Annotated in this window: 12 protein-coding genes; 2 read left to right on the plus strand and 10 right to left on the minus strand. The window is 66.7% G+C overall.

Annotated features, from left to right (window positions below; translation table 11 throughout):
• Window positions 1-353: 353 nt before the first annotated feature.
• From IHE49_RS06070 to IHE49_RS06080, 3 genes are read right to left on the minus strand one after another with little or no spacing between them, the layout of a single operon-like run.
• Window positions 354-1,100 carry a glycosyltransferase family 2 protein gene (locus IHE49_RS06070; protein WP_192155908.1) on the minus strand — a complete coding sequence of 249 codons (747 nt, stop codon included), beginning with the start codon at window positions 1,098-1,100 and terminating at the stop codon, window positions 354-356.
• On the minus strand, window positions 1,097-1,888 hold the full coding sequence (locus tag IHE49_RS06075) for a beta-ketoacyl synthase chain length factor (RefSeq protein ID WP_192155910.1): 792 nt from the start codon (window positions 1,886-1,888) through the stop codon (window positions 1,097-1,099). The genes IHE49_RS06070 and IHE49_RS06075 overlap by 4 nt, the downstream gene beginning before the upstream one ends.
• Window positions 1,885-3,081, minus strand: a complete 1,197-nt coding sequence (locus IHE49_RS06080) for a beta-ketoacyl-[acyl-carrier-protein] synthase family protein (RefSeq protein WP_192155912.1) — start codon at window positions 3,079-3,081, stop codon at window positions 1,885-1,887. Before IHE49_RS06080 ends, IHE49_RS06075 begins: the two co-directional genes overlap by 4 nt.
• Before the next feature lie 322 nt (window positions 3,082-3,403).
• Here IHE49_RS06080 and hemF point away from each other — a divergent pair, with 322 nt between their 5' ends.
• Window positions 3,404-4,306 carry an oxygen-dependent coproporphyrinogen oxidase gene (gene hemF / locus IHE49_RS06085; protein WP_192155914.1) on the plus strand — a complete coding sequence of 301 codons (903 nt, stop codon included), beginning with the start codon at window positions 3,404-3,406 and terminating at the stop codon, window positions 4,304-4,306.
• Here hemF and IHE49_RS06090 read toward each other — a convergent pair.
• Complete coding sequence (locus tag IHE49_RS06090) at window positions 4,284-5,228, minus strand: acyltransferase (protein WP_192155916.1); 945 nt, start codon at window positions 5,226-5,228, stop codon at window positions 4,284-4,286. The two genes, hemF and IHE49_RS06090, sit on opposite strands and share 23 nt — an antisense overlap.
• Before the next feature lie 12 nt (window positions 5,229-5,240).
• Window positions 5,241-5,513, minus strand: coding sequence for a phosphopantetheine-binding protein (locus IHE49_RS06095; RefSeq protein WP_192155918.1), 273 nt, complete (start codon window positions 5,511-5,513; stop codon window positions 5,241-5,243).
• Window positions 5,514-5,601: 88 nt separating this feature from the next.
• Between IHE49_RS06095 and IHE49_RS06100 the strand changes: the two genes are divergently transcribed.
• Window positions 5,602-6,594, plus strand: coding sequence for a pteridine-dependent deoxygenase (locus tag IHE49_RS06100; RefSeq protein WP_192155920.1), 993 nt, complete (start codon window positions 5,602-5,604; stop codon window positions 6,592-6,594).
• Between the two features lie 159 nt (window positions 6,595-6,753).
• Here IHE49_RS06100 and glmU read toward each other — a convergent pair whose 3' ends face one another.
• The 5 genes from glmU to atpG form a co-directional block, all read right to left on the minus strand.
• Window positions 6,754-8,127 carry a bifunctional UDP-N-acetylglucosamine diphosphorylase/glucosamine-1-phosphate N-acetyltransferase GlmU gene (glmU, locus tag IHE49_RS06105; RefSeq protein WP_192155922.1) on the minus strand — a complete coding sequence of 458 codons (1,374 nt, stop codon included), beginning with the start codon at window positions 8,125-8,127 and terminating at the stop codon, window positions 6,754-6,756.
• Between the two features lie 51 nt (window positions 8,128-8,178).
• The gene (locus IHE49_RS06110) at window positions 8,179-8,718 is read right to left on the minus strand and encodes a hypothetical protein (protein ID WP_343227546.1); all 540 of its coding nucleotides are present in this window, start codon (window positions 8,716-8,718) and stop codon (window positions 8,179-8,181) included.
• 218 nt (window positions 8,719-8,936) lie between these two features.
• On the minus strand, window positions 8,937-9,365 hold the full coding sequence (locus IHE49_RS06115) for a F0F1 ATP synthase subunit epsilon (protein WP_192155924.1): 429 nt from the start codon (window positions 9,363-9,365) through the stop codon (window positions 8,937-8,939).
• Window positions 9,366-9,407: 42 nt separating this feature from the next.
• Window positions 9,408-10,841 carry a F0F1 ATP synthase subunit beta gene (atpD, locus tag IHE49_RS06120; protein ID WP_192155926.1) on the minus strand — a complete coding sequence of 478 codons (1,434 nt, stop codon included), beginning with the start codon at window positions 10,839-10,841 and terminating at the stop codon, window positions 9,408-9,410.
• 148 nt (window positions 10,842-10,989) lie between these two features.
• Complete coding sequence (atpG, locus tag IHE49_RS06125) at window positions 10,990-11,907, minus strand: F0F1 ATP synthase subunit gamma (RefSeq protein ID WP_192155928.1); 918 nt, start codon at window positions 11,905-11,907, stop codon at window positions 10,990-10,992.
• Window positions 11,908-11,912: the final 5 nt, after the last annotated feature.

Below are 11,912 nucleotides of genomic sequence, written 5' to 3' on the forward strand. Positions count from 1 at the left end.
TATGGCGATTGTCACGCCGGAAGCGAGCTGCTTTAGGAATCCTTCGGCGGCGGTGAGGCATGGACGATCAGGCCATACAACGAACATCGCTATGAGCGGCGATGCCTTTTCGATCAGGCAGGAGGCCGGCCGGAAAGCCGGTTCCACCTCTCACGCACCCGCAGGGCGCGATGCCCGGAGAGCGTCTTCGCGGAGCGCGTTTTTCTCTTGGCTACTTCTCTTTGACTCGGGGTCGGATTTGCCGTTCGCCCACGCTTCCGCATGGGCACGCAAAAGAGAAGTGGTCCAGCCGTCGGCAGGCAGACGAAACCGCCTTGTTCCTCGCGAAAGCACCAGCTCTCCCAAGCGCAGCACTACCTTCGAACTATCCGCGGCGCCGCATGCGATCGCCGATAGCTCTCCACCACCTGCCCGTAATGCAGCACACGACCAATTGTGTAGAGCGTGATGCGCATGGTGTCGAGCACCGGGCGCAAATGGCTGGGACGCGCATCCAAGGGATAACGCGAAGCGATCGGCACCGACACCACACCCATCTGCAGCTCGCGCGAAGCAGCGATGAGGATAGCCGCTTCGAATACGAAATCCTGCGCGGCGAGATCGACCAGATCCAGCGCCGCACGCGGATACCAGCGCTGTCCGCTTTGCGTGTCCGCCACCGGCTGGCCGCATCCCCATGAAATACCCCAGTCGGCGACGGCGTTGGCGCGACGGCGGCTCTGCGGCTGCTGCGCCTTGTCGAGCAGGCGCGCGGCGATTACCAGGTCGCCGGGATGCGCGGCGGCGGCGGCCACGATGCTCGGGATGTCGGACGCCAGATGCTGGCCATCGCCATCCATGGTCAGCACGGCTTCGTAGCCCAGGCGCAACGCTTCGCGGAAGCCATCGCGCAACGCCTCGCCCTTGCCGCGACGTTCGTCGTGGCGAAGCAGCGTGACCGGCAGCGCCGCCAGGATTTCCGGCGTGCGATCCGTCGAGCCGTCGTCCACCACGATCACGGGCGCGCCCAGCGCGAGCACGGATTCGACTACGCGGCGGATCGCCGCCTCTTCGTCGAGGCAGGGGATCAGCACGCACCAGCGGGGCAGGGACGCGCTCAATCGGCGACCTCGACGTCGACGAGCAGATCCATCGCCGTGGCGCAGCCGACGCGGCAGACGCCGCCCCGCGTGGCGAGCAGGGCGAGCAGCGGCAACGCGGCGGCGCAGGGGTTGCCGGCCGCTTCGTCCCGGAGTGCGGCAGGCGCCGGCGTAGGCGCGGGACAATCGTCCGCCATCCGCAAGCGCAAGCGCGCAAGCGCGTTCGCGCCAGCCTCGGGCGTCAGAAGCAAGGCACAACCGAAGGCGCTGCCGCAGCCGGTCATCTCCAGCAACGGCCCGCTTCCAGCAGTATCGCTGCACACCAGCAGCACCGGGCGTTGTTCGGCCAGCGCCTGCGTCGCCGCTTCCAGCAGCGCGGCGCCGAAGGTGTGCGCACCCGCGCACATGGCGCTGGATGGGGCGCGGCAGCCCGTGGCGATGGTCCAGTAACCAGCCGACGCGTTGTGCACGGAATGGTGGAAACGGGTGGGCGACAGCTCCGTGGGCGCGCGCGCCAATGTGGCGCAGATTTCGTCGGTGATGGACTGGTCGCCGTGGGCCGAGGCGAACACGCAAGCCAGGGCGGTCGGATCGTAACCCCCCATGCCCAGCGCCTGACCGGCCACTTCCACCGCCAGGCGCACGCTGCCGGGCGCACGGCGGCGTTCGTTCGCAGGCAGCAGCGCGGCAATGGGTGCATCGGACGCGGCAGGTGCTTCGCCTGCAAGCAGGGCACGCAGCGCGGCGAAGTCGCCAAGACGTGGCGACCACAGGCCGATGCCCTCGACATGCAGCTCCATCGACGTCATGGTGCGCGTCCGAACACGAGGCAGGCATTGTTGCCGCCGAAACCGAAGGAGTTGCTGAGTGCCACGTCCACGCGGCGTTCCTCGCCTTGCCACGCGAACTGCGCGCTGCAGGCGGGATCGGGCGTGGCCACACCGACGTTGCCGGGTACGAAGCCGTGTTCGATGGCCTGCAGCGCGATCGTCGCTTCCACGATGCCCGCCGCGCCCAGCGTGTGGCCGGTGCAGCCCTTGGTGGAGCTCACGCGTGTGGTCGCCGGGAAACGGCGCGCCACCAGAGCGGCTTCCATCGCGTCGTTCGCGCGGCTGGCGGTGCCGTGCAGGTTCAGGTAATCGACCTGCGACGCGTGGATGCCGGCGCGCGCCAGCGCAGCATCCAGCGCCAGCTCCGCACCGTGGCCGTCGGGATGCGGCGACGACATATGCCACGCGTCGCTGGCCTCGCCATAACCGAGCAGGCGCGGTGCGTGTGGCGCGGTGTCGATGCGTTCCAGCAGCGTGAAACCGGCGGCCTCGCCAAGCGAAATCCCGTCGCGGTTCGCGTCGAACGGGCGACAGGCGTCGGGCGAGATCAGCTCCAATGCGTTGAAACCGAAGAGCACGTTGTCGCACAGGCTGTCCACCCCGCCCACCACCGCCGCATCGGCCAGGCCCAATGCGATCATGCGCGCCGCGCTGGCGAACACCTTGGCGCTGGACGAACAGGCGGTGGAAATCGTGAGGCACGGCCCCTGCAGAGCCAATGCCGCGGCGACGAAGGCTCCCAGCGAATGCGGCGCATGCAGTGCGGGCTGGCGCAGGTCGGTGGGGAAGCGCCCCGCAGCATCGAGGCGGCGATAGGCTTCCTCGGTGGCGCCGATGCTGGCGGTGGAGGTGCCAAGCAACAGCGCCACGCGGCGCGCGCCGTGACGTTGGCGGGCATCATGCACGCGGTCGAGGAACCCGTCCTGCTGCAGGCCGAGCCAGGCGAGGCGGTTGTTGCGGCAATCCCAATCGGCCAGCGCGGGCGGCAGCGCCACGGCTTCCACGCCGTCCACGCGGCCAATCCAGCCCAGCTGCGGCGCGCTGCCGAAATCATTGCGCCGCAATCCCGTGCGACCCTGCCGCAGTGCCGCGAGCTGCGCCGCCAACCCACGACCAAGCGCGGAGCTGACGGTGCTGGCACTGATCGCCAGCGGAATCGTCGGTGTCGTCATCGCATCAGCCTAGCGAGCGCCTGCCTGGCTGCCTAGCTTGCGCGCGCCCGTCGTTCAGGTATGGATTCCGGTGTTGGGCGATCACAGCCATTGCGTCACCCGACGCCATCTGCATTGCGGGTCCGGACCGATGGTCGACGACACGTTGCAACGGCAATACCTCACATCCAGTCCACGGGGGCCGCCGGCAGCAGCGCACGCATCGACGAACCGCATGCGCGGTCCGTGCATTTGGTCCATCGCAGGACGCGCGACGCCTCGCCGCAGCGGCAACGGGGTCCGCTCTTGCTAAGCTCGCAATGATGCAAACCGGATGTCAACGATGAGCGAACAAGCCGACCTTGCCGAAGCCTTCCTGCGTTCGCTGCAGGATCGCATCTGCACCGAGCTAGAACAGCTGGACGGATCCGCGCGCTTTGTCGAGGACGCGTGGACGCGCGCCGCTGGCGGCGGCGGTCGTACCCGTGTGCTGCGCGACGGCGCACTGTTCGAACAGGCCGGCGTGAACTTCTCGCGCGTGAGCGGCACGCCGTTGCCACCCAGCGCCACTGCACACCGCCCGGAACTTGCCGGCGGCAGTTTCGTCGCCACCGGCGTGTCGCTGGTGCTGCACCCGAAGAACCCTTACGTACCTGCCGCACACGCCAACGTGCGCTATTTCGAGGCCAGCAAGGAAGGCATGGAACCGGCGTGGTGGTTCGGCGGCGGTTTCGACCTCACGCCGTTCTACCCGTTCGACGAAGACGTCGTGCACTGGCATGGCGTGGCACGCGACCTTTGCACGCCGTTCGGCGCGGACGTCTACCCGCGCTATAAAAAGTGGTGTGACGACTATTTCTATCTCAAGCACCGCGGCGAAACGCGCGGCGTGGGCGGCCTGTTCTACGACGACCTCAACGAAGGCGACTTCGGGCGCTGCTTCGACTTCACCAGGGCCGTTGGCCAGGGTTTCCTCGACGCGTACCTGCCCATCGCCGCACGCCGCCACGACACGCCCTACGGCGAACGCGAGCGCGAATTCCAGCTCTATCGCCGCGGCCGCTACGTGGAGTTCAACCTCGTCTACGACCGCGGCACCCTGTTCGGCCTGCAATCCGGCGGACGGACCGAATCCATCCTGATGAGCCTGCCGCCGCGCGTACGCTTCGAGTATGCGTACCAGCCCGGACCGGGTTCGGCAGAGGCCCGCCTGGCCGATTACCTCAAGCCGCGCGATTGGGTGTAACGCCCGGGTCGGCGGATTCGCCTGCCGCCCAGAAGTCGTGGAAGTTGAACCAGTTGTATGGCACCACACGCACGTAATGTTCCAGCCGCGCGGCATAGCGCGCGAGCAGCACATCCAGCGCGGGGCCGCGCTGGTCGCGCGGAATCGCCACGGGGTCGGCGAACGGCTCGAACACCAGCCGGTAGCGGTTGCCGCCGAGGTACAGGCCGAAGCACAGCAGCACCGGCACCTGGAGCGCATTGGCCAGCAACCACGGCCCCACCGGCAGCGGCGCGGGCGCGCCGAGGAAATCCACGCTGCGCTGCGCTTCGTGTTCGCCCGCGCGATCGGCCAGCAGCGCCACCATCGCGCCCTGCCGGCAGGCTTCGGCGGCAGCCAGCACCACGTGGGCGCCGCCGCGTGAGGCATCGATCACGGCCTTGCCCACGTCGGGTGCAAGGGCCTCCAGCAGCTCGGTCATGATCGGCGTCTTGCCTTTGTCCAGCACCACCCGCAGTTGCGCGCTGGGATGGCGCGTGCTGACCGCGCGCAAGGCTTCGAAGCTGCCCTGGTGCGAACCAATGAGCAGCACGCCGCGCCCTTCGTCCAGGCGACGTTCCAGTTCCGCCAAACCCTCGACTTCGATATGGAAGCCGCGCTCGCCCCGGACCAGCAGGAAAACCCTGTCTAGCGTGGTGGCCGCGTAGCCATGGAACTGGCGCAGCATCGCCCACACGCCCGGTGGACGGCCTAGCGCGCGCGCGAGGTACTGCCGCGAGGCACGCCGCTCGGCGCCACGGCGCAGGAAGTAATACAGCGTGATCGGATACAGCAGGAGCCGCGCAAAACGACGGCCGCCATGCAACGCCAACGCCAGGATCAACCGCAATGCGAAGCGTCCGCCGCCTTCGCGCTGCTCGCGCCAGTGCGTAGTGTCGCCCATGCGCGGGAGGCCTCAGCCCTGGCCGCGATGCGCTTCGACAAATGCACTCAGCTCGCGCAGGCTGGCGAAGATGCGTTTGTTGTCGGGGTGGTCGGAACGCAGTTGGAAGCCATAGCGCTTGGACACCGCCAGCGCGATCTCCAGCGCGTCGATGGAGTCCAGCCCCAGCTCGCCGTCGAACAGCGGGGCATCAGGGTTGATCTTTGCGGGATCGACCGCCTCGAGGTTCAGGCTTTCCACGATCAGGGTGGCCAGCTCGTGCTGGGCAGCGGTCAGTTCGGCCATGTGCGCAGAAGCTCGGAAAACATCGTCGAAACGTTGGAAAGCGGCGGCAAAGTGTAACATGGCGCTCTTGTCATTCCCGGTTGCAAGCATGGTCGAGGGTCGTGAAAGCAGGAGGGTCGAGAGCGGCCCGGTACGCGCACCGCACGTTTCCTATCGCATGGACGACGCCATCGCCCTGCTGGCCGAACCCGGCACATTGGCGGTGTTCGGCTTCGACGACCGCGCTGCCGGCAGCGCGGACCCACGCCTCCTGCGCGTGCCGCTGGAGACCTTCGACACATCTGCGCCCTGCGAGCTGTGGCAGGTGGATGGCCCGGTGGAACATGGCCGCGATGGCGCATTACGCTGGTCGATCGGCGGCGGCTGGCTGTTTGCTGCGCTGGAATTGGACGAGCGTGCGCACGGCGGCCCCGCCGGCGCGGCTCGCGTTGCCTACGCGCAGTTGCGCGATTTCATCCGCGGCCACGAGCAGCAGCAGGTGTTGCGCATCTGGAACTATCAGGGCGCGATCAACCGGGGCGAAGGCGACGCCGAACGCTACAAGTTGTTCTGCGATGGTCGCGCCGAGGGTTGCGGCGATTGGTTCGCCGCCGGCTATCCGGCCGCCACCGCCATCGGCCACCACGGCGATCCGCATCTGCTGCAGGTCTACCTGCTTGCCAGTGCGCGTACCGGCACCGCGGTGGAGAACCCGCGCCAGACCAGCGCATGGCGCTATCCGCGCCAGTACGGCCGCACCTCGCCCGGTTTCGCCCGCGCGATGCGCCTGCCAGCGGAGGACGCCCTGGCTATCTCGGGTACCGCCGCCGTGGTGGGTCACGCTTCGGCCCACGAGGGGGATACCGTCGCGCAACTCGACGAAATCCTGCTCAACCTCGAGGCGCTGCTTGCCAGTGCCGGCATGCCGGCCGGATTCGACACGCACGCGCCGCTGAAAGCCTACATACGCCACCCCATCGATGCACCGCGTGTGCGTGCAAAACTCCAGCAACGCCTGCCCGGCGTGCCCGTGCTGCTGCTGCATGGCGACGTGTGCCGCAGCGAACTGCTGGTTGAGCTGGATGGTTGGCGCTACGCCTGAAGGCCTGTCCGAGGGCTCCAGATACCGTGCCTTGTCGTCGCTGCCGTCAGGCCTGGTCGCGCATGCCGCATGTCGGCGGCTCGATGACAGGCTGCGGAGACCGCGCCTGCTGGCACAGCACGACGACGGTGCACGGAGACATCGTCCATCCCGCCAGGCTCACGATTCCTTCTTCGTCGGCCGCTGCCAACCGGAAAGCGTGATCTGCCGCCCACGCGCCACGGTAAGTTCGCCCGCCGCTGCATCCTTGGTAATGACCGAACCGGCACCGATAGTGGCCTGGGCACCGATGGTCACCGGCGCCACCAGGGCGCTGTTGGAACCGATGAAGGCGCCGTCCTCGATTCGCGTGGCGAACTTGTTCACACCGTCGTAGTTGCAGGTAATGGTTCCGGCACCGACGTTGACGCCGCGGCCGATCACGGTGTCGCCGAGGTAGGTAAGGTGGTTGGCCTTGCTGCCCTCGCCGATACGGGTCTTCTTGGTTTCGACGAAGTTGCCCACGTGCACGCCGGCGTCGAGTTCGGTGCCGGAACGCAGTCGCGCAAACGGTCCGATGGTGCAGGGACCGTGGGTGACTACGCCTTCCACGTCGCAGTGCGCCAGCACCACGGTGCCGGCGGCGAGCCGCACGTCCTTCAGCCGGGTGAACGGGCCGACGCGCACTTCGTCGCCGAGGCTCACGCTGCCTTCGAGGATCACGTCGACGTCCACTTCCACGTCGTGGCCGTGGTTTATTTCGCCGCGCACGTCGATCCGCGCCGGATCGGCGAGGCGCACGCCCGCCAGCATCAGCGCATGCGTGGCGCGACGCCGGTATTCGGTCTCCAGTCCGGCAAGCTGCAGTACGTCGTTCGCGCCCGAGGCTTCCAACGGATCGGGACATTCGACGCCAAGCGCGGGACGTCCTTCGTCGTTTGCCATGCCGAAGATGTCGGTGAGGTAGTACTCGCCTTGCGCGTTGTCGCGGTCGAGCCCGGCGAGCCAGACGCGCAGCGCGGCAGCCGGTGCGACGAGGATGCCGGTGTTGACCACATCGATGGCTCGCTGCTCGTCGCTGGCATCCTTCTCCTCGACCACGCAGCGCACATGGCCATTGCCATCGCGCAGCACGCGACCATAGCCGCGCGGATCGGCGACGCGGATCGCCAGCAGGCCGAAGCCGCCCTCCACCTGCACGAGCGTGCGCAAGGTGTCGGCGCGGGTCAGCGGCACGTCGCCGTAGAGCACCAGCACCTGGGCATCGTCGGGTATGTCAGGCAGCGCCTGCTCCACAGCATGGCCGGTGCCAAGGCGTTCGGCCTGCAGCACCCAGTGCAGGTCGCCCTGGCCCTCAAACGCGGCCTGCACCTGGTCGCCGCCGTGGCCATAGACCACGTGGATCGCCACCGGCTGCAGCGCGCGCGCGGTGGCCAGCACGTGGCCGAGCAGGGGGCGTCCGGCCAGCGGCATCAGCACCTTGGGGCGCGTGGACTTCATGCGCGTACCCGCTCCGGCGGCGAGGACAATGACGTGCAGCGGAGTGTTGTTCATGCGTGCCTGCCTTGACGGGTGCTGGCCTGGAAGTCTATCAGCGACGCCGGCTCAGCCTTTTGTCGGTGCAGATGTCACGGTTGCCTTGCCGGCGTGGCATTCGAAGCGGAATGCGTACATCAGGCTGAAAGGTTTCGTGGTGCTGTCGACTTCGTGGGTATTGCCGTCCGCGTCGGCCGCCCAATGGTTGATGCGCAGCGGATTGAACCGCCACTGCAGCACGGCGGTGCGCACCGCGGCAAGGAATGGCGACCACGGCGGCGTGGCCGACCCGTTTTCGGCGAGAACACCCCGAACGTCGCTCACTTTGCCGGTTTCGTCGACGATCACCTGCGCATCTACCTCTTGCATCGGCGCGCAAGCGGCGAGTTGGCTCGGCGGGTAGACCGGCAGGATGCGCTGGAACGGTGTGGCGCCCGTAGCGATGTCTCCTATTGCCAGTTGGTAGTGCGCCATATGGCTATCGTCTAGCATCCGATAGCTGGCAGAACCTTCGTTCGGCGCCTTGGACGGCGGCGCAGCGACGGTGGCGCAACCCGCCATACCCAACGCCAGCAGGCTGGCCAGTGGCGTACTCATGCGTTTCGTCACGGTGCATCTCCTTGCTTCGGGCGACCGCGACGCTATCAGACTACAATTGTAATTTGAAGTAACCAACCATCGTCCGGGCATCGGCCAAATGCAAAAACGCCAGCACGAGGCTGGCGTTTCGAACAGCTTGCCGCCAAACGAAGCGGCGGCCTTTTGCCGGGAGTGCGACCGTAGATGGCCGCTCCTCCGATCCTCGCGATCAGCTGGATCGCAGAAGCTCAGTGCTTGAGGTTCTTGCGCAACCGCTCCAGCGCCTGCAGCTGCGCCATCGCCATCGCCAGCTTGGCCTGCGCCTCGGCCACTTCAACGGCATCGCTGCGGTTGGCCAACGCGTCCTCGGCTTCCTTCTTGGCGCGCTGTGCGGCGGCCTCGTCGATGTCCTCGGAACGGATCGCCGTGTCGGCCAGTACCGTGACGGACTGCGGCTGCACCTCGAGGATGCCGCCGCCGGTGAGCGAGATGTCGATCTTCCCGCCGTTGGCTTCGGTCACGACGACCTTGCCCGGCTTGAGGCGGGTGATCAGCGGGGCGTGGCGGGGCGTGATGCCCAGCTCGCCGATTTCGCCGGTGGCGACGACCATCGTCGCCTCGCCGGAATAGATCGCGGCCTCGGCGCTGACGACTTCGACGCGGATGGTGGTGGTCATGATGGTTCTCGCTGCGCTCGAAGGGGTTCGGAAGGAGGTCGCTTACGCGGCCTTCTTCGCGCCCATCTCCTCGCCCTTCTTGATCGCTTCGTCGATGCCGCCGACCATGTAGAACGCCTGCTCGGGCAGGTGATCGACGTCGCCTTCCACGATCATCTTGAAGCCGCGGATGGTTTCCTTCAGCGACACGTACTTGCCGGGCGCGCCGGTGAACACTTCGGCCACGTGGAACGGCTGGCTGAAGAAGCGCTCGCACTTGCGGGCGCGCGCCACCACCTGCTTGTCCTCTTCGGACAGTTCGTCCATGCCGAGGATGGCGATGATGTCCTTCAGCTCCTTGTAGCGCTGCAGCATGCCCTGCACGCGGCGGGCCACGTCGTAGTGCTCCTGGCCCACCACCTGGGGATCGAGCTGGCGGCTGGTGGAGTCCAGCGGATCCACGGCCGGGTAGATGCCCAGCGAGGCGATCTGGCGCGACAGGGTCACGGTGGAGTCGAGATGCGCGAAGGTGGTGGCCGGCGACGGATCGGTCAGGTCGTCCGCAGGCACGTACACGGCCTGGATCGAGGTGATCGAACCGGTTTTGGTCGAGGTGATGCGCTCCTGCAGCACGCCCATTTCGTCGGCCAGCGTCGGCTGGTAGCCCACGGCGGACGGCATGCGGCCGAGCAGCGCGGACACCTCGGTACCGGCCAGCGTGTAGCGGTAGATGTTGTCCACGAAGAACAGCACATCCTTGCCCTTGCCGGACGCGTCCTTCTGGTCGCGGAAGTACTCGGCCATGGTCAGGCCGGTCAGCGCGACGCGCAGGCGGTTGCCCGGCGGCTCGTTCATCTGGCCGTACACCATCGCCACCTTCGATTCCGGCAGGTTGTCCAGCTTGACGACGCCGGCGTCCTGCATCTCGTGGTAGAAGTCGTTGCCTTCGCGGGTGCGCTCGCCCACGCCGGCGAACACCGACAGGCCCGAGTGCTGGGTCGCGATGTTGTTGATCAGCTCGAGCATGTTCACGGTCTTGCCCACGCCGGCGCCGCCGAACAGGCCGACCTTGCCGCCCTTGGCGAACGGGCAGACCAGGTCGATCACCTTGATGCCGGTTTCCAGCAATTCGTTGGCCAGCGCCTGGTCGGCATACGACGGCGCTTCGCGATGGATCACCCAGCGGTCTTCGGCGTTGATCGGGCCGACTTCGTCGATCGGGTTGCCGAGCACGTCCATGATGCGGCCCAGGGTGGCGTTGCCCACCGGCACCTTGATGCCTTCGCCGGTGTTGCGGGCCACGAGGCCGCGCTTCAGGCCGTCGGTGGAACCCAGCGCGATGGTGCGCACCACGCCGTCGCCCAGCACCTGCTGCACTTCCAGCGTGATCTCGGTGCCGTCGATCTTCAGCGCGTCATACACCTGCGGCACCTGATCGCGTGCGAACTCGACGTCGATGACTGCGCCGATGATCTGAACAACTTTGCCCTGGCTCATGGATGTGCTCCGGATGGATCTTTGTGATTTCGTATCAGCGCCGACGAAGCGTCGCTTGGTTTAGTGCAACCACGAAGCGGTTGCTTTTATTCAGAGTGCGGCCACGGATGGCCGCCCATTTGATCTTCGCGGTCATGGATGACCGCACTTATACCGCTGCAGCGCCACCCACAATTTCAGAGATTTCCTGCGTGATCGCCGCCTGGCGGGTCTTGTTGTAGACCAGCGTCAGCGTGTCGATCACCTTGTTCGCGTTGTCCGACGCGCTCTTCATCGCGACCATGCGCGCGGCGTGTTCGCTGGCGAGGTTTTCCAGCACACCCTGGTACACCACCGACTCGATGTAGCGGCCCAGCACGTGTTCCAGCACGGTCTGCGCATCGGGCTCGTAGATGTAGTCCCAGTCGTGGGCCTGCTCCAGCTTGATGCCGGCATACGCCGACTCGCCGGACGCCTGCTGCGCTTCCATCTCCGCCGCCACCAGCGGCAGCGGCAGCAGCGCATCGATGGTGGGCTTCTGCGTCATGGTGTTGACGAAGTCGTTGTAGGCGAGGAACACCCGATCCAGGCCATTGGCCTCGTAGGCATCCAGCACCACCTTGATGACGCCGACCAGCTGCTCGAGCTTGGGACGCTCGCCCAGGTGGGTGACGCTGCCGACAAGGTTCACACCCTTGATGCGGCGGAAGAATTGCAGTGCCTTCTGGCCGATTGCCAGCACGTCGACCTGCACGCCCTTGTCCTGCCACTCGCGGATCGCGGGCAGCAGGCGGCGGAACATATTGGAGTTCAGGCCACCGCAGAGTCCGCGGTCGGTGGACACCACGATGTAGGCCACGCGCGCGACGTTGTCCCGCTCGACCAGGAACGGATGCTTGAAGTCCGTGTTGGCCTGCGCCACGTGTGCGATCACCTTGCGCATGGAACGCGCATAGGGACGCGAGGCCTTCATAAGATCCTGCGCTTTGCGGATCTTCGAGGCCGAGACCATCTCGAGCGCGCGCGTCACCTTGCGCATGTTCTGCGTGCTCTTGATCTTGGTTTTGATTTCGCGTCCGCTAGCCACGTATG

This window comes from Rhodanobacter sp. 7MK24 (assembly GCF_014842995.1).
Taxonomy (GTDB): domain Bacteria; phylum Pseudomonadota; class Gammaproteobacteria; order Xanthomonadales; family Rhodanobacteraceae; genus Rhodanobacter_A.